At 37.9% G+C, this 26,540-nt stretch carries 19 protein-coding genes; 1 reads left to right on the forward strand and 18 read right to left on the reverse strand.

Going from position 1 to position 26,540, the window contains the following annotated elements; genetic code table 11:
- Positions 1-23: 23 nt before the first annotated feature.
- The 15 genes from ACF3OC_RS17810 to ACF3OC_RS17880 form a co-directional block, all read right to left on the reverse strand.
- Positions 24-1,682, reverse strand: coding sequence for a sodium/sugar symporter (locus ACF3OC_RS17810; RefSeq protein ID WP_094280713.1), 1,659 nt, complete (start codon positions 1,680-1,682; stop codon positions 24-26).
- A gap of 5 nt (positions 1,683-1,687) precedes the next feature.
- A complete protein-coding gene (locus tag ACF3OC_RS17815; protein ID WP_182499158.1) occupies positions 1,688-2,860 on the reverse strand; it encodes a galactose-1-epimerase in 1,173 nt (390 codons plus the stop codon).
- A gap of 19 nt (positions 2,861-2,879) precedes the next feature.
- Positions 2,880-4,037, reverse strand: a complete 1,158-nt coding sequence (locus tag ACF3OC_RS17820) for a galactokinase (RefSeq protein ID WP_182499159.1) — start codon at positions 4,035-4,037, stop codon at positions 2,880-2,882.
- On the reverse strand, positions 4,034-5,086 hold the full coding sequence (locus ACF3OC_RS17825) for a UDP-glucose--hexose-1-phosphate uridylyltransferase (protein WP_094280715.1): 1,053 nt from the start codon (positions 5,084-5,086) through the stop codon (positions 4,034-4,036). Before ACF3OC_RS17825 ends, ACF3OC_RS17820 begins: the two co-directional genes overlap by 4 nt.
- A gap of 40 nt (positions 5,087-5,126) precedes the next feature.
- Positions 5,127-6,206, reverse strand: a complete 1,080-nt coding sequence (locus tag ACF3OC_RS17830; RefSeq protein WP_392470233.1) for a glycoside hydrolase family 43 protein — start codon at positions 6,204-6,206, stop codon at positions 5,127-5,129.
- 9 nt (positions 6,207-6,215) lie between these two features.
- Positions 6,216-7,322 carry a family 43 glycosylhydrolase gene (locus tag ACF3OC_RS17835; RefSeq protein WP_229678321.1) on the reverse strand — a complete coding sequence of 369 codons (1,107 nt, stop codon included), beginning with the start codon at positions 7,320-7,322 and terminating at the stop codon, positions 6,216-6,218.
- A gap of 117 nt (positions 7,323-7,439) precedes the next feature.
- Positions 7,440-8,597, reverse strand: coding sequence for an exo-alpha-sialidase (locus ACF3OC_RS17840; protein ID WP_182499162.1), 1,158 nt, complete (start codon positions 8,595-8,597; stop codon positions 7,440-7,442).
- A 19-nt stretch (positions 8,598-8,616) separates the two neighbouring features.
- On the reverse strand, positions 8,617-10,560 hold the full coding sequence (locus ACF3OC_RS17845) for a family 20 glycosylhydrolase (RefSeq protein WP_392470236.1): 1,944 nt from the start codon (positions 10,558-10,560) through the stop codon (positions 8,617-8,619).
- Positions 10,553-11,746 carry an AGE family epimerase/isomerase gene (locus ACF3OC_RS17850; protein WP_182499164.1) on the reverse strand — a complete coding sequence of 398 codons (1,194 nt, stop codon included), beginning with the start codon at positions 11,744-11,746 and terminating at the stop codon, positions 10,553-10,555. Before ACF3OC_RS17850 ends, ACF3OC_RS17845 begins: the two co-directional genes overlap by 8 nt.
- Positions 11,747-11,752: 6 nt before the next feature.
- On the reverse strand, positions 11,753-13,831 hold the full coding sequence (locus tag ACF3OC_RS17855; protein WP_182499165.1) for a GDSL-type esterase/lipase family protein: 2,079 nt from the start codon (positions 13,829-13,831) through the stop codon (positions 11,753-11,755).
- Positions 13,815-15,041 carry an MFS transporter gene (locus ACF3OC_RS17860; protein ID WP_392470239.1) on the reverse strand — a complete coding sequence of 409 codons (1,227 nt, stop codon included), beginning with the start codon at positions 15,039-15,041 and terminating at the stop codon, positions 13,815-13,817. The genes ACF3OC_RS17855 and ACF3OC_RS17860 overlap by 17 nt, the downstream gene beginning before the upstream one ends.
- Before the next feature lie 4 nt (positions 15,042-15,045).
- A complete protein-coding gene (locus tag ACF3OC_RS17865; RefSeq protein ID WP_392470241.1) occupies positions 15,046-16,167 on the reverse strand; it encodes a hypothetical protein in 1,122 nt (373 codons plus the stop codon).
- On the reverse strand, positions 16,167-17,090 hold the full coding sequence (locus ACF3OC_RS17870; protein WP_094257317.1) for a dihydrodipicolinate synthase family protein: 924 nt from the start codon (positions 17,088-17,090) through the stop codon (positions 16,167-16,169). Before ACF3OC_RS17870 ends, ACF3OC_RS17865 begins: the two co-directional genes overlap by 1 nt.
- Before the next feature lie 66 nt (positions 17,091-17,156).
- Positions 17,157-18,728 carry a RagB/SusD family nutrient uptake outer membrane protein gene (locus ACF3OC_RS17875; RefSeq protein WP_392470243.1) on the reverse strand — a complete coding sequence of 524 codons (1,572 nt, stop codon included), beginning with the start codon at positions 18,726-18,728 and terminating at the stop codon, positions 17,157-17,159.
- A gap of 10 nt (positions 18,729-18,738) precedes the next feature.
- On the reverse strand, positions 18,739-22,026 hold the full coding sequence (locus ACF3OC_RS17880) for a SusC/RagA family TonB-linked outer membrane protein (RefSeq protein WP_392470244.1): 3,288 nt from the start codon (positions 22,024-22,026) through the stop codon (positions 18,739-18,741).
- 127 nt (positions 22,027-22,153) lie between these two features.
- On the opposite strand from ACF3OC_RS17880, the gene ACF3OC_RS17885 reads away from it, so the two are divergent.
- The gene (locus ACF3OC_RS17885) at positions 22,154-22,864 is read left to right on the forward strand and encodes a FadR/GntR family transcriptional regulator (protein ID WP_094257319.1); all 711 of its coding nucleotides are present in this window, start codon (positions 22,154-22,156) and stop codon (positions 22,862-22,864) included.
- Positions 22,865-22,874: 10 nt separating this feature from the next.
- Here the strand turns inward: ACF3OC_RS17885 and ACF3OC_RS17890 are convergent, their stop codons facing one another.
- The 3 genes from ACF3OC_RS17890 to ACF3OC_RS17900 form a co-directional block, all read right to left on the reverse strand.
- Positions 22,875-24,131: a metallophosphoesterase gene (locus ACF3OC_RS17890; protein ID WP_392470247.1), complete on the reverse strand. Its 1,257-nt coding sequence runs from the start codon at positions 24,129-24,131 to the stop codon at positions 22,875-22,877.
- A gap of 1 nt (position 24,132) precedes the next feature.
- The gene (gene hemH, locus ACF3OC_RS17895) at positions 24,133-25,167 is read right to left on the reverse strand and encodes a ferrochelatase (RefSeq protein WP_392470249.1); all 1,035 of its coding nucleotides are present in this window, start codon (positions 25,165-25,167) and stop codon (positions 24,133-24,135) included.
- Positions 25,168-25,260: 93 nt separating this feature from the next.
- A complete protein-coding gene (locus ACF3OC_RS17900) occupies positions 25,261-26,109 on the reverse strand; it encodes a 4-hydroxy-3-methylbut-2-enyl diphosphate reductase (protein ID WP_094257322.1) in 849 nt (282 codons plus the stop codon).
- Between the last annotated feature and the right edge of the window lie 431 nt (positions 26,110-26,540).

Raw genomic sequence — 26,540 nt, forward strand, 5'->3', positions numbered from 1 at the left:
ATTAACCCTTCTAGCTTTTCTATTTACCAGAAAATGGTATATAATGCGGCAGTAATACCTATTATTAATAAGGCACCAACTGCAAAGCCTGTTTTAGTCTTGAACATTGTAGCATCAATTTCAAGTCCTTTGGTAACAACTCCTTTTTTATGTTCATACATACTGATAATATACATACCAATAACACAGAAGATAAAGACAAAGCCAATACGGTCAATAAATGGAATTTCATATACGCCATCAACAGGTATTGAAAAACCAGTTGAAGCCAAGAAAGAAAGATCCATGTAATTAGGTAAGGCTTTCAACAGAATGGAAAGGATAAATCCACCTATTGTTGCAAATAAGGCTGCATTGGAAGTTGTTTTCTTCCAGAAGAAACCTAGTAAAAACATAGCAAATACCCCAGGAGATACAAATCCAGTATATTCTTGGATATATTGGAATCCTCCTTTTTTATCAATTCCAAGGTAAGGTGCTATTATAATGGCTAAGATCATGGAAACAATAATGGTGATTTTACCCACATTTACTAATTTCTTTTCAGTAGCATCCTTATCAAAGATTTTTTTATAAATATCCAAGGTGAAAATTGTGGCAACCGAGTTTGCTTTTCCAGCTAAGGAAGCCACTACGGCAGCGGTTAATGCTGCAAAGGATAAGCCTTTTAATCCAGTTGGTAAAAGGTTCAATAATACAGGATAGGCTCTATCCGGATTCAATTCCCCTCCAGCTAACATCTCTTGTTGAAACAATCCATCATTATAGAGTACAAAGGCAGCAATACCTGGCAATACAACAATTAGAGGCATTAATAATTTTAATCCAGCAGCGAACAATAATCCATTTCTAGCTGTTGGAAGATCTGCTCCTAATGCTCGTTGTGTGATGTATTGATTACAACCCCAATAATTTAAGTTAATAACCCACATACCACCAATCAATACTGAAAGGCCTGGAAGGTCAATATAATTAGGATTATCAGGTTTCAAAATCATATGGAAATGGTCTTGAGCCTTATTATGTACGATTCCAAATCCGTCCAGTACACCAGTTCCGCCGAAATGGTCTGATACTAAATTCAAAGCCAGATAGGTTGTAGCCAAACCTCCTAAGATTAAGAAGAATACTTGAATAACATCGGTGTAACCAATTACTTTCATACCACCAAGGGTGATAAAGATGGCAAACACGGCTAATCCAATCATACAGGCCTGAAAGTCCAATCCCGAAATACTAGATACTGCCAATGCTCCTAAGAATAAGATTGAGGTCAAGTTAACAACGATATATAATAACAACCAGAATACAGCCATAATCATGGCTACAGTACCATTATATCGTTGACTTAAAAACTGTGGCATGGTAAATATCTTGTTCTTAAGATATACCGGAAGGAAGAATATCGCGACGACAACTAAGGTCACTGCCGCCATCCATTCATAGGTGGCAATTGCCAGACCTATCTTAAAGCCAGATCCGCTCATTCCGATGAATTGCTCAGCAGAAATATTGGAGGCAATTAAAGAGGCTCCAATTGCCCACCAAGTTAAAGACCCCTCCGCTAAGAAGTAATCTTTAGAATCTCCGGAAGCAGATTTCTTTTTGTAATAAATGTAAAGTCCATATCCTGCAACAATGACGAAGTAACACAGGAATACAATATAGTCTTTGATTTCCATTGGTTTTATTTAGCGGTAAACTTATAAATTGATTTGCTTGTATAGGTATCTCCAGGTTTCAACGTCGTTGTAGGGAAGCTCGGTTGATTAGGGGAATCTGGGAAATGTTGGGTTTCTAAACATAAACCCGTACGGAAGCTATCTTTCACTCCACCCTTAAGCGTTACATTCTCAGCCATAAAATTACCACTATAAAACTGGATACCAGGCTCTTCGGTATATACATCCATTACTATTCCTGATTTATCACCCGTTAAAGTAGCAGCATGATTTAATCCATCAACTTTAGTTCCATTCAGCACCCAATTGTGGTCATATCCTTTACCAAATTTCAATTGTTCATCATCGTTTTCAATTTCCTTTCCAATAGCCTTAGGAACAGTGAAATCAAATGGAGTCCCTTTTACATCTTTTAATTCTCCCGTTGGAATTAAAGTGCTATCCACTGGCGTAAACCTATCTGCATACAGTTGTAAACTATGATCAGTGATAGTACCACTTCCCTCCCCATTTAAATTGAAATATGCGTGATTGGTTAAATTAATTACAGTCGCTTTATCTGCAGTCGCTTTATACGAAATTCCAAGTTCATTATTATCAGACAAACTATAGGTTACCTCCATATGGATTGGACCTGGGAATCCTTCTTGCTTATCAGGTAGAGTATAAGCAAATGTAATTGCCTTATCATTTGCAGATTTAACCTCCCAATTTGCAAAATGCACACCTTTTAAGCCACCATGTAAGGTATTAGGGCCATTATTAGTTGGTAAAGTGAAAGTCTCTCCATCTAAACTAAATTTTCCTTTGGCAATTCGGTTTCCAAATGGACCAACAATAGGCCCGAAGAAGGGTTCTTTAGGGTTATTATAGTCAGAAGCTTTATTGAAGCCTAAAACTACATCAGTCAAAGTACCATTTTTATCAGGAACCTGAAGTGAAACTACTCGGGCACCGAAATTGGTGAAGTATGCTTTGGATCCCGAAGAATTCTTCAACATATATAATTTTGCTACTTTTCCATCAATATCACCTGTAAAAGTATTTGAATCCAAAGTAAGCGTATTATTTATGCTAGAATCTGCGGTTTGACTGCTTTCCTGCTTAGAATTTTGCTGACAGCCAACAACTGCCAACAAGCCTAAGGCAAGCATTAGTTTAAAAATTGATCTTTTCATTTTCTGTTTATAATTGATTCTAATATACTAATTCTGAGCCATTATCAGTTTTTACAAATATTGGCGTTAATTCGAGATTAAATTCATTTTTATAAGCTGGAGCCAATGCCTCAACTAATTCATGACCAAAGCCCTTTTTCACAATATTAATGGTACAACCACCGAAGCCACCTCCCATCATCCTCGCACCTAAAACTTCAGGAAAGGCTTTTGCCTTATCGACAAGGAAGTCTAGTTCTTTACAGCTAACTTCGTATTCTTGACTTAATCCTTTATGTGCTTGAAACATTTGCTTTCCCATTTCGGCTATATCGCCACTTTCCATTGCTGAACATGCTTTTTCAAGTCTCTTATTTTCTTCAACAACGAATTTTGCCTTAACAAAACTGTCTTCATCAACAGGTTTCACCAATTCTACAAGCATATCCAAGGTTACATCTCTTAAACTATTGACATCTTTATATTTTTCCTGAACCAATGAAACTGCTCTTTCACAAGAATGCCTTCTATCATTATAAGCAGATGAAGCAAGTGAATGCTTAACATTGGTATTCAGTAATACAATTTCGTAGTCTCCTAATTCCAAGGGTACATAGGTATAACTCAAATCACGACAATCTAAGCGAACCACATGATTTTCTTTACTTAAAACTGAAGCGAATTGATCCATAATTCCACATTTCACTCCTGCATAAGTATGTTCTGCCAATTGTCCTATTTTGGCTATGCTTACTTTGTCTAACCCTAAGTCGAACAAGGCATTCAATCCAAAGCCAGTTGCACATTCTACCGCAGCAGAGGAGGAAAGTCCGGCACCTACGGGAATATCTCCATTTATATACAGGTTAAAACCTGAAATCTTCAATCCTCTTGATAATATCTGGTTAACAACGCCTAAAATATAGTTCGGCCAACCTTTTTCAGTAGGTTTTATATCTTTCAAGTCAATGCTAAAGCTTTCATTAAAATCTTCAGCAAAAAGATGAATTTCAGAATCATCACGTTTAGAAAGGGCTACATAAACTGCCTTGTCTATGGCAGTAGGGAGAACAAATCCCTCGTTATAATCAGTATGTTCTCCGATAATATTAATTCGCCCCGGGGATTTCGAAATTAATGTAGGCTCAGATCCATACAATTCTTTAAACCGAATACTAATCTGATGTTTATCAATCATTTGATATTTCCTTTATAATGTGTTGTAGGTTGATTTCTAATTATTTCCGCAGCTTTTTCTGCTGTAATATCCCTTTGGGGATTGGCTAGCATTTCATAACCAACCATAAACTTTTTCACGGTTGACGACCGCAATAATGGCGGATAAAAATGCATATGCCAATGCCAAAAATCTTGATCATTGGAGTTTACAGGCGCTTGATGCATTCCTGCAGAATATGGAAATGAAGTGGAAAAAATATTATCGTAACGGATTGTTAATTCTTGAAGAGTTTTGGCTAGGTCTAATTTTTCATCTTCGGTAAATTCTCTGATATCCTTTACTTGTCTTTTACTGATGACTAACGTTTCGAAAGGCCATGCTGCCCAGAAAGGAACTAGGGCAACAAAATATTCATTATCAACAATAATCCTTTCATTTTTCTTCAATTCAAGGGCTATGTAATCAGTAAGAAGGGATCTTTTATTTTTTTCAAAATATTCCTTTTGTTGCTTTTCTTCTTTTTGGATTTCCATTGGGATTTTACTTTCAGCCCAAATCTGTCCATGTGGATGTGGGTTACTACATCCCATAATTGCTCCTTTATTCTCAAAGATCTGGATGTATTTTATCCAATCATTTTGAGAAAGGGAAATAAATTCATTTTGCCATACATCAACTAGATTTTTGATTGAAGGAATATCCATTTCGGGCAATGTTAAATCATGTCTAGGTGTAAAGGCTATTACTTTACAAATCCCTCGTTCAGTTTCAGCAACCAACAAACCTTCCTCATTTATTTCCCCTTCTTCTGAATCTTTCAATAAAGCTGAAAAATCATTTACAAAAACAAAACTATCCTTATAATCAGGATTTACGCTTCCATCGGCTCTTGAATTTCCAGGGCATAAATAACAGGTAGGATCATATTGAGGTCGATTATCTGCTGGCAAATCTTCTACTTGACCTTGCCATGGACGCTTGCTCCTATGCGGTGAAACTAGAATACTTTCGCCTGTTAAGAGGTTCAAACGCCTGTGTGGCACGTCGTTAATTGCAAAATTAGGCATAGGTTGCGTTTATATTAGTTCACCTAATATACAAATTCCATCAATTAATTGTAGTGGGTCCGTGTACTTTTAACACACCCTTAGAATCAATTTCAATAGGATCGATGAAAACAACTCTATCATTTCCTGTTTTGGTTGTCCTACCATGATAGACACAATACATTTTACCATCTTTACCAACAAAAATTGAGTTATGGCCAGTTCCTGTTACATCTCCTCCACTTTCTGTATTTTTTTGCAAAACGGGATTAAACTCGGATTTTACAAAAGGACCCAATGGGCTCTTTGCAGTGGCATAACCTACAGCATAAAATGGCCCAGTATAATGATTAGCTGAATACATCATGTAGTACAGATCATTATGTTTAAATAAATATGATCCTTCAGTCCAGCGACGATTAATCTCCTTATTGTTGACAGACCTACTTTCCCATTCTGCTTGTTTGTCATTCATTTTCACAGGAGGCCTTAGCAATAATTTTGGCTTTCCAATAACCCCACTTAAATCAGATTTCAGTTCAATTCCATAGACCCAGCTTTCTTCTATCTCATCATAAATTCCATTCTTTTTTGCCCAAGTTGCAATTTCTGACTTAACAGGATGTTTGTAACAACACCTAGAGTAATAGAGAAATTTCTTACCATTATCAGCAACATATACATTCGCATCTATAATTGGGTAGCCGGGATCAAATAAAGGCACTGAATCTATATCCATAAATGGTCCTGTTGGTTGATCTGCAACAGCGACCCCAATCTTATAGTTTTCTAATTCATTATTTGGGTTTTCTTTCCAATGGGCGCTGTAAAATAAATAGAACTTATTATCCCATTTATAAACCTCTGGAGCCCAAAAATCTTTGGTCCCCCATGACTTTTCTTGTTGGTTATTATAGATTACACCTTCATTTTTCCAATCCTTCAAATCCTTTGAAGAATAAACAACAAAACCATTCTTGGTTCCACCTGTGCCATATAAGTAATAGAGGTCACTCTGATCATCATAAATGATGTATGGATCCCCCAATGCAACTGACAATGGGTTTCCTGGTAATTCTTGTGCCATGCTTTCTATGCCGAACAAGAAAAGTAAACCTAATAGTAAAAATCGTATGTTCATTTCTAAAAATTAAATAATAGGTTTTTGAAGGTTATTTTTTTCCGGTTTCCCCGAACCAATCAACGGCCAACCCTCTTTCCAATTTATTGGATCCAACATCAACATCCTTCTACTAGTCCCATTTTTGAGTTTACCATTATTTTTATCAATTGCATGATATAATATCCAGTCTTTCCCTTTTTTATCTGTAATAACTCCAGAGGTATGACCAGGTCCAACAATAGAATCTGAACCCTCCAAAACCAGAGTGCCGTAATTTCTTTCTTTAATATCACGCCCTTCTTTATCTAGATAGGGACCCAATAGGTTTTTTGAGCGAGCTGTTAATACATGGTATTTACTATTAGCTCCTTCACAACAACTCCCCTTTGAACCTAGAAAATAAAAATATCCATTCTTTTTAAAGATAGTAACGGCTTCAAAATCACCGGCGGCAATTTTATGTTTTTGACCATTTAGCACATTTTTTCCATTTGCTGTTAATTCCAAAGCAAATGTTCCTTGTTCGGGAGAATCTGAGAAACTGCCCCAAAAAATATATTTTTTACCTTTCTCTTCAATATAAAAGGGATCAATAGAATTTGGAACATTAGCAGATTTGGAATCCAATAATTTTCCTTGATCAATAAATGGTCCTTTGGGCGAATCAGAGATCGCCAGACCTAATCCGGGATTTTTATCACCCCAGGTAGAAAAAGAATAATAAAGGTAATATTTGCCATCAACTAAATTAATATCGGGAGCCCATATTCCTCCGGCTTCCTTCCAACTTGGTTTCGTTTGAAATGCTGGCCCAACATAGGACCAATTTACCATATCCTTTGATTCAAGGATGGGCACAAGGCGAGATCCTTTTCCATCATCCCAATTATCCTGAGTGCCATACGCATAGAACAGTTTCGTTTTTGGATCTTGGATAACCGTAGGGTCTGCGAGGACTGGTTCAAAAACCGGGTTCTGATAAATATGACTAGATGAAGTAGTTAGCACCGAATTTTTCCTTGCACAGGAATCAAGAACTGAAGCCGACAGCAATAAAATAGACATGAGCATTGAATTGCGAACTGCAGGCACACAGATCAATGTTTTTATATAGACCACACTTTTCAGAAACATAATTTGATTGAGTTTAAACAGGTTAAACAAGTAGATAAATTTAAATTTACAGGAATTTTCTGAGAATTAAGGGATTAAAAAAGAAAACCCTAAGCTTATTAGACTTAGGGTTTACCTCTATTTAATTTTTTCTGTTAGAAAAACGATGTCTTTATAATTATCCTTTTCATACAGGATACCAACTAGCTTAGGTTTCATCAAGACTATATCCGAATAGGCCGAATATGCCCCTTTATAACCTTCAGGCGACTTAGCAATCAGTTTTGTAAAATACCAAGTCTTGCCTTTATCCTTTGAAAGTTTTAAAGTTAGGTTATCTCTATTTTTCTCATCAGCAGCATTAATATGCGCTAGAATGAAATTCTTTCCCTTCTTCCATGATAAAACTGCACCTTGGTTTATAGGATCGGGCAAATTTGAGTCTGGAGCTGAACTCTGCCAAGTTTCTCCGCCATCATTAGATATCGAAATAACACGTTGTTTAGGATTTAATTGCTGATTTCGGGAGCTCATATACACCTCATTTTCCCCAACCTGAGCAGCTGTAGACTCATTAGTTCCTGGATAAGGAACATTTTGGCTCAACTGAAATGTTTTACCATGGTCATCTGAATAGAAAGCATGTGCATTCCAATCCTTTCCTTGAGAATTAGGATCCCCGGCACTATGGTTCGCTGCGATATAAATCCTACCCTTCTTAGGTCCTGAAACAAATTGAAATCCATGTCCAGGAGTATTGGCATAAGTTCTCCAATCTTCTGTAAAGGTATAAGCAGAATTAGCCTCCGGCTGGTTTGGCCTATGAGTCTGGGTCGTGATATTCACTGGTTCGGACCAGGTCTTTGCGCCATCAGTTGAAGTTATGTACCATACTTCACGTAATCCTTTGCCTTTCCTTACTTCTCCTTCGTGATTATTTCCGGTATTATAGAAAAGAAATATCCTTCCGGCCGGATAAGCAGGATCCATTAAATCTACTACTGGTGCAACATTTCCTGCCTGCAGCTTATCATAATCGGCTGCAACATTCAACTTCCCCCAAGTTTTGCCTTGGTCTTTACTGATCTTATAAACAATATCTACGTTGCCATAATCACCGGCATGATCTACTCGACCCTCAGAGAATGCGATTAAGTCGCCATTTTTATTTTTAATAAGTGCAGGAATACGATAGCTAGCATAACCATCCTCCCCAGAGCGAAAAACAACTGTTTCCTGAGCTGAAACTGCTGACAATAAGCATGCGGCAAATACTGATAAAAATAGTTTTTTCATATATAGTGTGTATTGATTTCTATTGATAAGGGATAAATGTAAACATCCATTTCACCGGATTCTGCCAATCTTTACCCTTAAAATCTCCGACTGGCAATTTGATTAATATATCGTTCCAACCTTCTTTCAACTGGATCTTAGTTGGCTCCCTAAAAGAATAACCTTCATCGGTCAATGGCAATTCCAGACCACCTTTCTGTCCTGGATGTTTCCATTTTGGAGCAGGAATCTTCTCCCCATTTACAAATACCTGGCTGTGCAGATCATCCCAAGCTCCTTCTGCTGGTGAATCACTGCCATAAGATCGGGAAAGGTTTGCAAAACCTATCCAAAAAGCCTTCTCCTCCGCTTTATCTGTCCAGATCCTAGATCTCGCATAAAATGTACTGTTGGGTTTAGGAGCATCAATAACTCCCGGAATAATGTCTGCCCACCAATGCCTTAAGACAATGGTCCCCCCTACTTGGTTCTTATAAACGGGGTAATGCTCTCCAAAAGGATCTTTTTCAATAGCAAAACCCTTCGTTAAATCGCCTGCATTATCATATGGACCAATCATATCCCAAAACATTTCAGTTTGTTGCTGATATGGAAATGGTAGATTAGCAAAATATTTAGATTTATGTGATAATAGCCTTTTTTCAAAATCAGCAAACTGCCTAAAAGATTCCGATTTTCTATCAGGTAAAAAGGCTTTCCATCCTAATTCACCTCCACCGCGCCATATTCTTTCAGCAAATGTTATCATCCCTGGATAGATTGCACTTTGAAGAAACATGTCTTCTGGTTTTTCAACTGCACGGTCTGGCCATGAACAGAGTATAGCTCCTGGCAATTGTGAACTTTCCTTTTCTTGTTCTGCAAACCTCCTGAAAAACAAAGTTGTCACCGTCTCTAAAGGGTCCATATGGTTGATATAAAGATGCTTGGAATCTAAATACTGAAGTTTGGCATTTGGATCAATTGCTTTTGGACCACCCATCCACATTTGACGGACAGTGGAAGACTCAAGATTACTTCCCGGATCCCAACCATATGTTTTGAAGCCAAAGGATTCTACATATTTTGTGATTTCAGGCATAAACTGCTTATTACTAATCTTTACTTCATCACCTCCAATATGCAAATGCTTCAAAGTTGGGAAGGTATCTGCAAATTCCTTAAGCAGTTCCTTGATGTAAACAATGCCTTCTTCACTCTGCATATTGACTTTAAAGAACCGCTCAAAAGCAGCAGAATGCCCCGGCATGTCAATCTCAGGCAAGAATAAGATATGCCTATCTCTACAATAATCGATCAACTCCTGAAACTCAGCAACCGTATAATGTTTCCCAGCCCAACGGGTCATGTTCTCTGCAGCAGTAAGCCCTGGATATTTTTTACTTTCCAAACGCCAGGCAATATCCTCGGTAAAATGGAAATGCAGAACATTGAGCTTATACATTGCCATCACATCGATCTGCTCCTTCAACATGGACATAGGTTGGTAATTCCTTCCCACATCCAGCAAAAATCCTCTAAAGGAATAAGAAGGTTGATCTTTTATGTTCACTAAGGCTACTTGCTTATCATGATAGTCCATTTGCCTTAAAGTCTGAAGGGCATAGAAAATCCCTTTACTAGCTAAGGCTTGAATATAGATACCTTTAGAATCGATATTCAATTCATATCCTTCATCTGAAACTATGTTTTCTAGGCTTGAAACAGTATTCAAGGAAATGGTTGGACCTTTGCTCCTTTCTTTAATGTCTAGAGAATGCTCTTGAAGAATACTTCTTAAAAGATTAACCTCATTCTTTTCAATTGTTTTGCCAATTTCAAGACGCACCCCCTTAGACAAGTCCAGTTTATCTTTCGACCACTGTATATTTTGAGGCATTGGAATCAAAGCATCCTGAGCGCTCAGGTTATTCACAGCAAAAAAGCTGATAAACAATAAAATATATTGAGCTATTCTATTCATGGTTATCCTTGTTCTTAAATTGGTTGATAATAGACCAACAGTACCATTCTTGTCTAGGCAAGTGGAAAGGCCCTTTAAATAGATTCCCTTTAGCAGACTGGGCTCTTCCCCCGTCCCTATGTAAATAACCAAACCATTCTCCATGTTCTTTATCATGGAAATGAGAATAGGCATATTTATGGATCAACTTATGCATTGTAGCATATTTCTCATCCTTAGTTATCAAATAAGCCAATAAGGTTGCAATAATTGCTTCATTCTGCGGCCACCAAAATTTCATATCTTGCCAATACTCTTGAACAGGTTTATTATAAACATCCCTAAAATACAGAATACCCCCAAATTCCTTGTCCCAACCTCTTTCCCACATATAGTCTAACATCCGTAATCCTAGGTTGATCAATTTCTCATCCATATTTCTATGAACAGCTTCATGGAGAATAAACCAAGCTCCTTCAATAGCATGACCAGGATTGAGCGTCCGTCCATCAATATGATCGATGATACTGCCATCAGGAGCTACTTGCTCCATCACACAGCGGATATCATCCTTCACAAAATACTGCTCTATCTCTTGAATCCAATTTGCAATTGCCTCATCACATCGAGGGTCCCCAATAGTCTCCCGAAGTTGTTGGGCTGTATTGCACATAATCATTGGAATACCTATTCCACGGCTTGGTCGAGTTTTCTCAAATTTTGGTTCCATTTTCCGTTCAGCACTGGCATACTCCAAACAAATCCCATACAGATCACGAGCCAACTGAGCAGCTTCCTCATCACCCGAAGCCTTTGCATAAGCAGCACTGGCAATGACAGCAAAGGTTTCCGAGAAAAAATAACGGCGCATACGGATGGGATTGCCTTCCTGATCCACATGGAAATACATTTTCCCTTCTGCATTAAAGCATTTATTTTTTAAGAATTCATAGCCCAAACGCGCACCTGCCAACCATTCTTCGCGTGGCTCCACTGTGTTGTAAAGAGTAGAAAGCAACCAACATGCACGACCTTGAATCCAAACGGCCTTATCGGTATCAATCAACGAACCATCTTGGTCTCGCATTAATAGGTACCCGCCATACTCATGATCAAATGATCTCGGAAACCAAAAAGGAACCGTATCATTGACCAATTGATCTTTATAAAAATCTGCTAATGCAGTAAGCTCTTCGTTATTGTACATTCTTTTTTATCTTTTAATCGAAAATGTGGAAACAGGAACTCCCTCCTCATTCACCAAATTAGCCCTTGAAAAAGGCTTATATCCATAATATATTTCTGTTAAACCTTTAGGATTTTCCAGGATAACCGAATTCCCTTTTATTTCGACCACCCTGAGATCTACCAAGTTTCCGTTTTCATCCTTAGCCTGAAAACCTATAACTTCTTTTGATCCCACTGCCCTTAATTGCTTGGCATGACTGAACCTTATTTCATGTTGTCTTTCTTTGCGATAAGAATATATGGGTTGCGGGCTGTCCGCATTATTATCTTTCCCAAATTCATGCTTCAAGACCAGATTTGCCAGTCGATTTCCTATAATTAACTTCTCCCTTGGATGTACATCCAAGGAATCACCTACATCAGAACTGATTGCCATATAGACATCCTTCAATTCATTGCTAAGCTTTCTTTGGCTATCCCTGAATTTTGGCCAAGATGGCCTATCTATACTGGAAAGTTGAACCGTATAGAATGGCAACCTTTCCCGTTTACCCAAAAAAGGCTTATAATTCGCCCTCCAAGAATCTATTAAAGTCTTGAATAAGTGCTCGTGTAATTCAACGTTATGTGCATTACTTTCTCCCTGATACCACAGTACCCCTTTTAATGAAGTATCCTTCCACTTATTGTAGCCAGCTTCAAAATTATAGGCCGGTTCATAGGGATGTCTTTGGTTCTTGACCTTAGATTTCTTCAGATTAACCTCAGCTCTGTTCCTGCAGAAATCCTGGATGAAATCAGATTTTCGCCACCCGTGGATATAGGTCGCCAAAAGAGGGTCTTCCTCCAAGCTTCTTCTCGGAATCCAAGACTCAGTATTCGAACCACCTACGGCTAGTTCAATGATACCGATCGGAACCTTCATTTCCTGTTCCAATGCTTCTGCAAAACTGAAAGCAATGGCGGAAAAGTTGGCAGCATTTTCTGCTGTTAACTTTTCCCAGTTTCCAGAGAAGTATTCCAAATCATTTACTTTCTTTAAAGTAACTTCATCCCACTCTTCATTATTTGTTTCCTTAAGGACCTTGTTCTTAAAAATTCGAATATTATTGTGTTTAGATGCCTCCTTAATCAATTCCTTTGATCCATTGGCCTCCTTTAATGGAAAAGCCATATTGGACTGTCCTGATGCTAAAAACACATCTCCGAACAATATATCTTCTAAGATTATCGAATCCTGATCGGTCCTGATTTTCATCCTATATGGTCCACCAGCGGGCATGGCATCCACATCCATTGCCCACTCCCCTTCTTTATCAGCATTGGATAAGGTAGTTCCACCCTTCATTTCAATAAATACAGTCTGTCCAGCATTCGCCTTTCCTTTTATTCGATTAGTTTGATTACGTTGCAATACCATATGCGAACCTATACTTTCATGTACGGAAAGCTTCTGCCTTACAGGAACAATTCTATCAAAAATGGTCTTTGCAATAATTTCGGCGCCTTGTTCAGAAGGGTGTAAATAATCATCAAATAGATCGATACGAAAAGCTAAAGGCGAATAGAGATCAACGAGCTTGTGGAAATGAATCACCGCTACTGCCTCTATTTCCTTTTTGATATCCCAGTACCAATCCCGAGTTCCGGATAGAAACCGAGGATGACCACTAAAGATTGGGCTTATCTCACAGACAAACACCTCCACTTTCGGATTTTCGTTTTCAAAAAGTGAAATTAGTTTATTGTAGTCCCTTTGAAAGTCAATTTGGTAGTTAGGCCAATTTCTTGGATCTGTATCATTCAAGCCCAAGGAAATGACAATCATATCAGGTTTAAAGGCTAACGCAGCCTCTAGTTCTTCTGATTTCAGGTAAGGGTTATGCCCTTTTTCCAATAGCGTTGCACCATTTCTCCCAAAATTGCGTACTTCATAACCATCGCCAAGCAATTGCTGCAATTGCTCAGGATAGGTTTTCCCTTTGGCTAAATTAGAGCCTTTAGTCACTGAATCACCAATACAGGCTACCTTCTTCTTTTGTTGGGCAAAAAGAAAGTTAATAGATAGAATAAATAAGAAAAGTATTTTAATCGATAGCCTCATTCCCCTTCGGTTTTAAAACGGCCAATTGAATGATCAAAACGATCAACACAATTCCCGCCAATAAAGCAAAATCACTTCCCAATTGACCTTCATCTGCAGAGGCACCAAGGATCTTGGTGATATATGCTCCCGCAAATACACCGACCATATTCATGATCCCATAGGCTGTAGCCCTGTATTTTGAAGACACAAACTGACACAGGATCGGCATATTATTTGCATCAAACATCCCAAAACCGAATCCAAACATCAAGCCTGCAGCAACGATTGCAAAGACGCTGTGCCCATATCCAATCAATATTACCGCTGGAATGGTCAATGCCAAGCCAATAGCACTGGTATAGATTCTTCCGCGGACATTCTTTTGTATCCATTTATCCGAAATAATTCCTCCTAGGATTACTCCAAAGAATGAAGAAAGGGCAATGGTAATAGTCGCCAATGGACCTGCCTTTTCCATAGGAATATGCAGGTTTTCAGAGAATAAGGTAGGTAGCCAGTTCTTGGTTGCCCAGCCTGGCAAACTAGGAACAGCAAAATATAATAAGATGACCCAGAATGCAATATTGGAGAACAAGATGGAAAGCCCTTTTAACAAGGGAACCTTGTTTTCAACCAACTTCTTGGCATCAGATCGATGATCAGTTTCTTGTAAAAACAGAATAAGGACGATGGAATAGATGATTCCGATCAATCCAAACAAGATAAAGGTATAATGCCAGGAGTAAGAAGCAGCCACAGTAGCCCCAAAGCCACCTAATGCCTGCCCAAAATAAAACCCGGTCATATGTACCCCAACGGCTAAAGACCTTGATTTATCCGAATGGTAATCCGCAATCAAGGAAAGTCCTGCAGGAATATACAAGGCTTCACTTACGCCCATAATTGCTCTTAGAGCATATAACTGTTCATAAGTATTGGCATACCCCATAGCCATAGTAACTGCAGACCATACAAACAAACTCCCTACAATCAACCATTTTCGGTTCCATTTATCGGCCACAATTCCGGCTACTGGACTCATAAAGCCATATATCCACAGAAATACAGCCATCAGATTACCAAATACCGCAGCACTTTCCAATTCCAAAATATCGATGGCCATTGCAGGTCGCATGGTTGATAAAATCTGGCGATCCATATAATTTAGGAGTGCCACAAACCATAACAAGCCTACAACGATCCAAGGATATTTATTACTGTTTTTCATAGGTTTATTTTATCTGTCCAACAAGAATTTGATCAGTACGAACCCCCGCTCGAACCTCTCCTGATGGAATAAAAAATTGATTCTCTTTAATTAATGCTGTTGTTGTTACCGGACTTTCAGTTTGCATAGGTTCCAATTTTGACCATGAATCAGACTTCAAGTCATAAACCCAGTTCTCCTTAGAAAATCCTGGATGATTTTCTTGAAGTTTATTCTTGGCTAAAATGAGCTGTTCTTTGAGATTTGGGTCTTTTTCTTGTGTAATTTCAGCAATTGCTTGCTCTACCTTTGAAAATGTCCCGCCATCATCGCCACCGAAAACATAAATCTTTCCATCTTTATAAAGTCCAGTCCCAGCAGCTAAAGGTTTAGGTAAATTAGAAATTTCTTTTACGCTTTTTGATGGGATATCCAATTCTAGAACTCCATCATAGATTTCACTAATGCTATTCAGGTTCTTCTTCCTACCACCAACTATGTAGATTTTATCCTTTTGGTTTCCAACTACAATTGCGTTGCTAATTGGATAAGGCAACTGAATATATTCAATCCAATTTGAGGTCGAGTCATCCAATTTCAGGGAATAAACCTTGTCAGAAACAGATTCAGCATTTTCACCGCCTACGAAGAACAATTCGTTATTTCCTACTGCTAAACCAGCATTGGTTAATGCTATCGGCAAAGGCTGAAAATTCTTTTTTATTATATCACCATTCTCCGCTATTTCAAATTTTGAAACTTGTTTCAATGGCCCATTTTCATTTTCACCACCTGCAATAAAAATCGAATTTTGATAGCTCAAATTGGCGGGATAGGCAATCCTGTCTTGAAGGTTAAATATCGTATCCAGTTTTATTCTTGACCCTGAAATGGAATAGATAAATCCTTGAGATTGATAAAACTTTTTCCCTCCGTCCCAAGGCAATCCATTTGGAAAATTAGCTCCTCCTGCCACAATCAGTTTATCTTGAATGATACCGGCTATCGGTCCTGCGACACCTATATTTTTTGACCCAGAAATCGCAGGCAATTGACTTGCTTCTTCCCATACTAATCCAGACTTGCTCTGCGAACCAGAACAACCAACCACTAAAACCGCCATAGATAATATTGCCTTAATCCGCATTAATTGATTGATTTAAAGGATTCAAAACCCAATGCCGCAACATCAGCCTTGAACAACTCAAAATTCTCTTTTGACATATTGGCTATTGGCAAACGGAATTCGCCACAATCCAAGTTCACCAATTTCATATAAGCTTTTCCAGTCGCAATACCTCCATATTTGCCTAACAAACGGATCATATCAATGGATTTCTGTTGCAATTTATTGGCTTCCTCAAAATTACCCTGCTCATAGGCTGCCATTAAATCATTGTATAATGGAGCAGCATAATTGTAGGTACTTCCTACAGCGCCTTTAGTCCCTAATACCAAAGAGGACAACATGTTTTCATCACGTCCCCAAAGCATATCGTACTTCCTGTTTTTATAATTCAAACAAGACAAGAAATCCATAAAATCTTCATGCGTATATTTGATGCCTTTGAAGGTCGGAACCAAATCATCCACTGCTTCCAACAGGTCAATCATATTGTAGTTCCCGCCTGTCAAAACCGGGATATGGTAATAATAAAATGCAGTATTTGGTGCAGAGGCAGCTATTTCTTGACAGCATTTAGCCAATTGCTGCACATTTGCAGGTTTAAAATAATATGGGGAAGTAAAGGAAATAGCATCTGCTCCTTCCTGCTCCGAGATTACCGCCAATTGCTTACATTCTTTAACATTCGTACCGCCTAAAAACATAATCAAGGCGAAATCCGGATCTGCTTTGGTCAATGCTGTCCAAGCCTTCAAGACTTGAACTTTTTCGTCAAAAGTCAAGGACACACCTTCTCCTGTAGATCCACAGATGAAAGCTCCTTTTACATTATTTTTCTTTAGGGACTGATAATAAGTTGGAATAAGGTCTAGGTTCAGTTCACCATTCTGATCAAAAGCTGTAAATGGAGCAGCAATTAATCCTTCTATTTTGTTGTTTAGCATATACAAATTATTAAAAACTAGATAACCTATCCTGTGGTTCAGGATAGGTTAATATTAAATTTAGCATTAAGTTCCTGAATATCCAGGATTTTGGTCTCCATTTAACTTTGGATCCGCCGATAGGGTTCCAAGATCAATAGGCCAAAGAATTTTATGTTTTTGGGAATCGTTGTTATCCAATACACCAACCAAATTCAAGTCTTTTCGAAAAACTAATGGATTTCCTGAGGCATCTTGCATACGTCGAAGGTCAAACCAACGTTTTCCTTCAGATACAAACTCTTTTGTTCTTTCGTAGAAAATAGCAAGCTCATTGGATTCAAAGCTACCGTTTACAAATTGTGGGGCTGACCCTTTGTAGGCACGGTTTCTCACCAACATAATTTCATTGGTAGGATCTTGACCTAATTTATTTTTTATTTCTGCCAATAAAAGATAAGCATCAGACAAACGATAAATCGGATAGTCATCGGAATAACTCCTCACTCCTTCGACGATGGATCCCAAGAATTTTCGGAAAACCACTGCATGTACATCGTCCTTATTAAAGTTTAAAAAAGTTGCATTTGCCCTTGTATCCGCGGCATCAAATAATTGATAAAGGTTATACTTATATTCATAACGAATAATTCCGGTATTTGAAATCTTCAATGGATCAGCAGGAATTGCATTTCCTTTATCATCAACATAGCCTGAAATATCATCACTCTGCGCATAAAGAAAATTATTGAAGAAGTTGGTTGCCTCTCCATATTGATACCTCAGGGTAAAAATAGTTTCAGAATTCCCTTTATTGGAGGCAGAACTTGCTGTGGCAAATACATTAGCAAAATCACTGACCAAAGAGAATTTTGGAATAATGCTCTCCACAGCCGCCTTGGCAGTCTGTAAATCTTGCGCTGTACTTGCAGAAGCAGCACCATCGATCTTCACCTTTGCTGACCATAGGTAAACCTCGGTTTTCAACATCTGTGTAGCAGCTAATGACCATTGCGCTTTTTGATTTAGGATATTATAGTCATTGTTGAAACTAGAAACTGATTTTTCTACGTCTGCTTTAATAAAGTCTAAGGTCTCTTTTTCCGTTTTGCTGCGGGCTGTATATAGCTCTTCTGCTGAACTAGGCGCTTGATTCGCTACCTTGGCTTCAGCTACTAATGGAACCCTCCCCCAAGTTTTGAAAAGATTAAAGTAGTAAAATGCTCTCAAACCATAAGCCTGACCTAAATAATATCCTTTTTCAGAATCTGAAAGGTAAGTAGCAGATTCAACCTGAAATATAAAGTTGTTGATCTGAAAAATCTGTCCATAAAGATTCGCCCAACTACTAAAGCCGGGACTACTCTCCCGAATATCCTGAATAATAATTGAGCTTGAATTTAAAGAGGCTGTACCTGTAAAACTGGTCCCGTCCCTCAACGTTCCTCCTCTTAATTCCCCAAAACTCCATAATGTTTGCTGTGCATTTCTTAATTGGCTATGTATACCAACCATTGCTCCTTTCACCTGGTCCGGAGTTTTCCAGAAAGAGCCGCTTGCAAAATAATCTTCTGGGGTTAAATCTAATTCCATCTTGCTGCAAGAGGAAAAGGTTATGCTAGTTGCCGCTATTGCTAAGGCTATTAATATCTTTTTCATGACTTAAGTTTTAAAAGGTTATTTGAAGACCAAAAATGACCGTTCTTGGCAATGGGTATCCACCACCACCTTGTCCTATCGATCCGCTTTCTGCAGAAAATAAGGTATTGGCAGTCCAATAATGAAGGTTTTGCCCTGTTACTGAAACACTTAAATCTTCCATTTTCATCTTATTAGCCAAAGATCTTGGTAAACGATAGGCCAAAGAAATTTCTCTGAATGCCAAATAATTACCTTTATTGTAGAACATACTGCTTTCACGACTTGTATTGTTCTTAAACAATTGATCTGCCCAGTAATAGGTTGGGTATTTCGCATTCGTGTTTTCAGGGGTATAGGTATCAAATACTTCAGTAGTGGTATTGAATGTTCCTTGCATCATTCCCAAAAACCATGCTCTTGGTCCATCATAGGCAACATATCCAAGTGCATAGTCAAACCTTGCACTTAAAGAAAAATCCTTATAGGTTGAATATAATCCAAATCCTCCGGTCCAACGCGGAACAGTATTTCCCATATAAACCCTATCGTAGGAATTGATGATTCCATCATTATTGACATCTCTCCACATAACATCTCCTAAGGCTAATGGATAATGCAAGGCTTTCTCTGAAGCGGTCATTGCATTGAATACATCTGGATGCACTAATGTTCTAAACCCAATCAAATCCTTTAATTGAAGAGCATAATTATCCAAATCTTGTTGGGTGCGAATGATTCCTAATGCCTCATATGCATAAGCCACATTAGGATCTTGCCCTTCTTGTAAACCTCCAACCCATTCTAATTCCATTGTACTTGGATTATATACTTGGAAACCATTCTGACGGTTATTTTCAACACCGTTATATGGCAGCTTTAAAATCTTGTTCTTGTTGTAGGCAGTATTCCAGTTGAAACTCAATGTGAAGTCATTAGCTCGGATTGCTTGATAATTTAAGTCTATCTCAACCCCTTGGTTTTGCATATCACCATTATTGGTGGTAATTGAAGTAAACCCTGCTGAGGCTGGCAATAATAAGGTTGCAATTTTATCCGAAGTCGTTCTATGATAATATGCAACGGATAGATCTAGTCTGTTAAACAACCTAGTTTCTAAACCTACTTCCTTGGTAATCAAACTTTCCCATTTCAGATTAGGGATACTTAAACTAGTCATAGCATAGCCAACATTTCCATCATACTTTGAAGTACCATATGTTCCTTGCAAGGTATATGCTCCTATACCTCCAATATTTCCGTTCGCACCATAACTAGCTCTCAATTTTAAAGTATTGATAAAATTGTCTGCTCCAATGCTGCTTGCAAAGAATTCCTCATTATGCAAATTCCAACCTAATGAAACTCCTGGAAATGTTCCCCAACGATTATTCAATAGATTGGAGTAACCATCACGACGCAAAGTCAAAGTCATTAAATAGCGTTGGTCATAATCATAGTTAAGACGTCCGAAAAAGGAAGTAATCCTGTTACGAACATGATAAGAATCTATACCACGACGGTTTGCTTCTGTACTAGTCAAGCCCAAATCCATGAAGTCATCCGATGGGGCACCTGATCCAGATGCAGAAAACCCTGTGTTATAAGAATCAAAAAATTCCCAACCCGCCATAGCATCAACATTATGCTTTTCAGCAATGGTAGTTTTATAGTTTAAAACGGCATTATAGGTTTGATTTAATATCTTATCATAGCTAGCTGATGAATTACGAGTCCGAACCCAGTTGCCTGGACTCGCCAAATAGTCACGGTTGAATGATTCATTATTCGTTTGGTTGATAAACCAGTTACCACTTGTCCTTAAACTCAATCCCTTGTATAAATCAATGACAAATGCTTGGGACATTGTGAATTTCTGATTCTGGTTATTGCGGATAAAACGGTCATTGTTAACCGCTGGGTTCCCATCCTGCCAATCACGACCTACCAATAAATCCCCATTTGCATTAAACCCTCGCATGGTTGGAGGAGCGCCCAAAGCACGCGTCATATAATTTCCTTCACCATTAATGGCATCTCTCCATTTCGTATTAGCGAAATTCAACCCTGAATTAGATGTAATCCATGGCTTAATCTTGTAATCTCCATTAAGAATAAAGGTTAACCGGTCATAGTTGGTTCCAATTGGAACTCCTTGCTCATAGTATTTCCCTAAACTTGCATAATACTTACTTTTCTCATTTCCTCCTTGAACAGCCAAGTTATAGTCTTGAGTAATGGCATTCTTACGCAAAGCATAGTCTGTATAATCAAAATCCTTATAGATTAACTCTTTTTCTGTTACGGGATCTATCATAATTTGATAGCCTTGATTTAATAATTCTCTGTTGGAATCATCTAAGAACATGGTACTCCAAACAGCATTGCTAACTTTGTTACCATCCAAGATATTGCCGTCAGCATCCTTATATTTATTCCCTGTACCGAATGGACCAACAGAAGTCAATTGATTCAATTGGTTGGGTTGATACATCCCTGAAGTCTCCACCCCCTTTCTTGACCAATATAAATAGTCCTTGGCATCCAAAAACTCAAAAGGGATATTCAATGAATTAACCCCTATTTTGGACTTCAATGAGATATTGGACACTCCATCTTTACCACGTTTCGTGGTAATTAATACAACACCATTAGAAGCTCTAGCTCCATAAATTGCTGTTGCAGAAGCGTCTTTTAATACATCAATCGATTCAATATCATCTTGATTAATATCTGAGAAACCTGAGCGAATCAGTCCATCGACAATGACCAATGGCGAACCTCCTCCGCCATAGGTTGTTCCTCCACGAAGAACAATATTAGGCACTGAACCTGGACGACCTGAAGTTTGTTGTACTCTCAACCCAGGAATGGTTCCTGCCAATGCTGATGCTGGATTTGATCGAACCCCAGTTTCTAGTACTCTTTTATCCAATCGGGAAACTGAACCTGTTAAGTTAGATTTCTTAATGCTACCATAACCTAAAACAACCACCTCCTCTAAATCTTCTCCTGTTGGATTTAATGAAATTCTTAATGAACCCAAATTTTCTAAGGTTTGTTTGTGGGGTTGGTATCCCAAAGAAGAAAATGCAATTACATCCGACACTTTAGCTTGAATGCTAAACTCCCCTTGTTCATCGGTTTTTGTAACCTGACCCTGTGTTTGATTAGTTACAGTTACTCCCACAAGTGGACTTCCCTGTGGGTCAGTAACAGTTCCTTTTAATGCGGTTTGCGAAAACGCTGCTAGGCTCAGGCAGCATATAAAGGCCATTAATAGGACCTTTCGCAAAGAATGATAATAAAGGTTTTTCATAATAAATGAATAATTAAATTGGATTATGTTATACATAATAATTATTCAAATGTAATACATAATATTTTACATCCAAACATTTTTTTAATATTATTGTAACATTAAATTAAATCTTCATAGAAAACCTATGGACCAGAATACCCCTTCAATGGAGAAATTGGGCAGTATTGATACTTCCAGCCTTGTAGATAAAGCAGAAGAAAGAATTATTCAATTTATTCAAGAAAATAAATTGAATGTTGGCGATGTATTGCCTAAAGAATTGGATTTAGCTGAAAGCCTTGGGGTTAGTAGGACTGTTGTTAGAGAAGCACTACTTCGATTGAAAACAATTGGATTAATTGAATCCATAAAGCATAAAGGAGCTGTATTAAGAAATCCAGATGTTCTTGGTTCTCTCAGGAAGGTATTTCACCCCTCAATTCTAGATAATGAAACTTTGAAAGATATGTTTGAAATGAGGTTAGCCTTGGAAGTTGGAATGGCTGATTTCATTGTCAATAATATTACTGATGAAGATATAGCAGAATTGGAAAAAATTGCAAATGAGATTGTTTCGGGGGATACTGCTAATCCTTGGCATGTAGAAGATGAAATTAGGTTTCATGGAAAATTATATAAAATATCCAAAAACAGAATACTTTTAGAATTACAAGAGATGCTATTCCCAATATTTCAATATGTTCATCAAAGCGGATTATTGGAAAAGGATATAATCAAAGGGGATTTTATTTCGCATAAAGAACTCGTGCAAGTTTTGAAACTAAGAGATCCAGAAGCATATAGAGCTGCAATCAGGAAGCATTTAAACAATCATTTTGCAAGAATAATTGGTTAGAAGAGGTTTATTATCCTTTTACTAATTCAAAAATGGTAATTTCAGGAGCAATACCAACCCTACCAGGATAACCTAAAAACCCATATCCAGTATTTACATACAATTGAGAAGGACCTGCTTTGTAAAGGCCAGCCCATTCTTTATAAATATATTTTGCTGGACTCCACTGAAAATTCTCTCCTCTTACACCAAATTGCATTCCATGGGTGTGTCCAGCAAACATAACATCAACATCAGTATCTAGCACTTGTGCTCGCCAATGTGATGGATCATGCGATAACAATAATTTTACGGCTTTATCTTCAGTACCTAACAAAGCCTTCTCTAAATTTCCTTTCTTCGGAAATCTGCCAGTTCCCCAGTTCTGTACACCCACTATTGAGATTTCCTCATTACCCATTTTTAAGACGCGATTCTCATCCATTAAGAGATCCCAACCCATGATTTTATGGGTATCAATCAAGTCTTGAAGATTTTTTCTTTTCGCTGGAGAATCACCAGGACCAAAATAATAATCTCCGTAATCATGGTTACCTAAAGTTGAATAAACTCCTAGATCCGCTTTAACGTGTGCAAAGATATCCTGGTAATATCTCATCTCAGAAGCCACGTTGTTCACTAAATCTCCTGTGAAAAAAATTGCATCTGGCTTTTCGTTCAATAACATTTGAACCCCGCCCATAACGGCCTTTTTATTATAAAACGAACCTGAATGAACATCAGAAATTTGACCAATGGTCATCCCATGAAATTCTTTGGGTAAATTTGGCAAAATTAATTTTTGACGTCTTACTCGATAATCATATGCAGTGGAAATTACCCCCCAAGCTAATGGGACCATTGGCAAGGCAGCTACAATAATCCCAGATTTTAATAAAAAGTCAGATCGAGATATTCCTTTTTTAGGTACTTCTGGCAATGGTTCTTCAAGTCTTTCTAGTCGATCCTCAAGATCCTCACCTTTCTTGCTTGAAAATAATCGACCAATCCAGATCCCGCCACGACGAACATCATCGATGATTAAAACAATTGCATATACAAATTTGCTGACTGCTGTCAAAAAGAATGCAACTAAAATAATAGAACGAACAGATAATGGAATGCTATATTGAAATGAAATAAATAAACCTATTAGCAATGACAAGGAATAACCCCACCAAAGGATGCTAAACCATTTTGTCTTAATAAACTTTATATTAGTTGCTCGTAAGGCAAAGAATATATAAAAATCTAATAGAAATAATATTACTGCATTTAATTTTAACATCTTAATTTCCGTTTTCCAGCACCATTCTTTTCAATGCTTCAATCCACTTCGGGTTTTCATTCAAGCTTTCAACCATATGAACTTCTTCCCCTCCTAACGCTTTAAACTCGTCTGCGTATTCTACTTGTATCTCATCTAATGTTTCAATACAATCAGCAACAAAAGCAGGACTGAATACCAATAATTTCTTTTTACCGGACTTTGCCAATTCATGAAGTGTATCAGAAGTATATGGCTGAATCCAAGGGGTTTTTCCTAACCTTGACTGAAAACAAACGGTATACTTCTCCTCTGGAATATTTAATTTTTCAACAATAGCCCGTGTGGTTGCATAACACTGTGATAAATAACAAAAAGAATTAATTTCTTTCTTACAAGAATCGCACCCAAAATCTGGACACTTTAATTCCCCCGTAGGATCGACTTTACCTAATTGACGAACAGGTAGGCCATGATAACTGAACAGAAAATGATCATAATCATTCAAATCATGTTTTTGAGCATGCTCCGCAATTACATCAACCATTAAAGGATTATCGCAATAACTACTAACGAAACTTACCTTAGGAAAGTATTGCCATCCACGCATCAATTCCATTACACGGTCGATAACGGAACCAGTGGTAGCAGATGCATATTGAGGAAATAAAGGAATGACAATTAACGAATCCAAAAACATTCTTTCCAAATTTTTTAATGCATTCGGAATAGAAGGCTCTTGATACCGCATTGCTAATTCAACATGATATTCTTCTCCAAGTTCTTCCTGAAGCATTTTTTGCTGTTGAACGCTATAATACATTAATGGAGATCCGGTCTCTGAACTCCAGATAGTGGAATAGGTATGAGCTGATTTTGAAGCTCTTTTTGGCACAATAATCCCTTTTACCAACAAAGTCCGAGATACATAAGGAATGTCCATTACCCTTGGATCCATTAAAAACTCCGTTAGATATTTCTTCACCTCACCTGTAGTAGGTGAATTAGGGGTACCCAACTGAACCAATAACACACCCTTTTTAGCTTTTTTACTCATACTAAACACAAAATTAGGCAATATTTATAGCAAAACAGGCGCAATGGCTTATTTCAACGGCCTGAATCAATGAATTTTAAATTAAAATGACGATTAATAAGATTCGATAGTTTCCTTTACTTTCTTCATTAACCACATCGGAGTGGAGGTAGCTCCGCAAATTCCAATAGTTTCATTGTTTGAAAAGATGTCAGACTCCAATTCTGCTGGATCGGAAATAAAATAGGTATTAGGATTTACCTGCTTACAAACTTCAAATAAAACCTTCCCATTTGAAGACTTCTTTCCCGAAACAAATATGATCTTATCATATTGCTGTGCAAATAACCCTAAATCCTCGTACCTGTTTGATACTTGCCTACAAATGGTATCATTAGCTTTTACCTCATAACCTCTATTAATAAGCTCTTCCTTGATCGCATAAAAACGATCTACACTTTTTGTGGTCTGACTGTAAAGGGTAAATTTCGCTGGCAAGTCAGCTCCATCGAGTTCTTGGAGATCTTGAAACACGAGGGCTTCATTGTTGGTCTGTCCCTGTAAACCAACGACCTCAGCATGCCCATGCTTACCGAATATCAATATCTTCTCATTTTCATCATGCGAAGTTTTAATGCGGTTCTGTAACTTCAACACAACAGGACAAGAAGCATCGATCAACGTAATACTATTTTCTAATGCCGTCCTATAAGTCTCAGGAGCTTCGCCATGAGCACGTATCAGCACCTTTTCGTCCTTGAGGTCGTGCAATTCTTCATGAGAAATAATGCGTAAACCCTTGGCTTTAAGTCTGGCGACCTCTTCATCATTGTGCACAATGTCACCAAGACAATACAGATAGCCATCCCTGTCCAGGATTTCTTCTGCCATATCGATCGCATAAACGACCCCAAAGCAGAAGCCCGAGTCCTTATCTATTGTTACTTGCAGGTTCTTTGACATAGTACAAAGTTAGGTAATTTTGTTAAACCCTGTTTGTTTTAAATGCCAGTTTTTACATAGTCCCAACAAGGACTCTCCCCGAGCAAAATGGGAATACTAATGGTTCTTTAGAGATTTGTATCATGGGTTTGTTACACCGATAGCTTACTATGAAGTAACTCTACAAGCCATGGAAAGAACAAATGGATAACTGTCATAATAAAAAGGGAGAGCAAGAGAAACCTCACTCAATACTCCAATAGTGAAAGAGAACAATAATTATTGGCTTCTGGTCAAAATTTCTTTACTTACCAAAGATCTTCCATAATACTTCCCTCTTCCATACCGTTTGAATGCACTCCTTCTGGCGCAATGCTTTGAGCGGCCCCTGCAACTATAACTTGAAATTATTTATGGATTGATTTGGTACAAAAACACCTACTAAGGGCAAA

This window comes from Sphingobacterium cellulitidis (assembly GCF_043187465.1).
GTDB classification, from domain to species: Bacteria; Bacteroidota; Bacteroidia; order Sphingobacteriales; family Sphingobacteriaceae; genus Sphingobacterium; species Sphingobacterium cellulitidis.

Bases quoted from the DNA above. Each gene is read 5' to 3' on its own strand.
- ACF3OC_RS17810 (WP_094280713.1), bottom strand. From the start codon at position 1,682: ATGGAAATCAAAGACTATATTGTATTCCTGTGTTACTTCGTCATTGTT.
- ACF3OC_RS17815 (WP_182499158.1), bottom strand. From the start codon at position 2,860: ATGAAAAGATCAATTTTTAAACTAATGCTTGCCTTAGGCTTGTTGGCA.
- ACF3OC_RS17820 (WP_182499159.1), bottom strand. From the start codon at position 4,037: ATGATTGATAAACATCAGATTAGTATTCGGTTTAAAGAATTGTATGGA.
- ACF3OC_RS17825 (WP_094280715.1), bottom strand. From the start codon at position 5,086: ATGCCTAATTTTGCAATTAACGACGTGCCACACAGGCGTTTGAACCTC.
- ACF3OC_RS17830 (WP_392470233.1), bottom strand. From the start codon at position 6,206: ATGAACATACGATTTTTACTATTAGGTTTACTTTTCTTGTTCGGCATA.
- ACF3OC_RS17835 (WP_229678321.1), bottom strand. From the start codon at position 7,322: ATGTTTCTGAAAAGTGTGGTCTATATAAAAACATTGATCTGTGTGCCT.
- ACF3OC_RS17840 (WP_182499162.1), bottom strand. From the start codon at position 8,597: ATGAAAAAACTATTTTTATCAGTATTTGCCGCATGCTTATTGTCAGCA.
- ACF3OC_RS17845 (WP_392470236.1), bottom strand. From the start codon at position 10,560: ATGAATAGAATAGCTCAATATATTTTATTGTTTATCAGCTTTTTTGCT.
- ACF3OC_RS17850 (WP_182499164.1), bottom strand. From the start codon at position 11,746: ATGTACAATAACGAAGAGCTTACTGCATTAGCAGATTTTTATAAAGAT.
- ACF3OC_RS17855 (WP_182499165.1), bottom strand. From the start codon at position 13,831: ATGAGGCTATCGATTAAAATACTTTTCTTATTTATTCTATCTATTAAC.
- ACF3OC_RS17860 (WP_392470239.1), bottom strand. From the start codon at position 15,041: ATGAAAAACAGTAATAAATATCCTTGGATCGTTGTAGGCTTGTTATGG.
- ACF3OC_RS17865 (WP_392470241.1), bottom strand. From the start codon at position 16,167: ATGCGGATTAAGGCAATATTATCTATGGCGGTTTTAGTGGTTGGTTGT.
- ACF3OC_RS17870 (WP_094257317.1), bottom strand. From the start codon at position 17,090: ATGCTAAACAACAAAATAGAAGGATTAATTGCTGCTCCATTTACAGCT.
- ACF3OC_RS17875 (WP_392470243.1), bottom strand. From the start codon at position 18,728: ATGAAAAAGATATTAATAGCCTTAGCAATAGCGGCAACTAGCATAACC.
- ACF3OC_RS17880 (WP_392470244.1), bottom strand. From the start codon at position 22,026: ATGAAAAACCTTTATTATCATTCTTTGCGAAAGGTCCTATTAATGGCC.
- ACF3OC_RS17885 (WP_094257319.1), top strand. From the start codon at position 22,154: ATGGACCAGAATACCCCTTCAATGGAGAAATTGGGCAGTATTGATACT.
- ACF3OC_RS17890 (WP_392470247.1), bottom strand. From the start codon at position 24,131: ATGTTAAAATTAAATGCAGTAATATTATTTCTATTAGATTTTTATATA.
- hemH (WP_392470249.1), bottom strand. From the start codon at position 25,167: ATGAGTAAAAAAGCTAAAAAGGGTGTGTTATTGGTTCAGTTGGGTACC.
- ACF3OC_RS17900 (WP_094257322.1), bottom strand. From the start codon at position 26,109: ATGTCAAAGAACCTGCAAGTAACAATAGATAAGGACTCGGGCTTCTGC.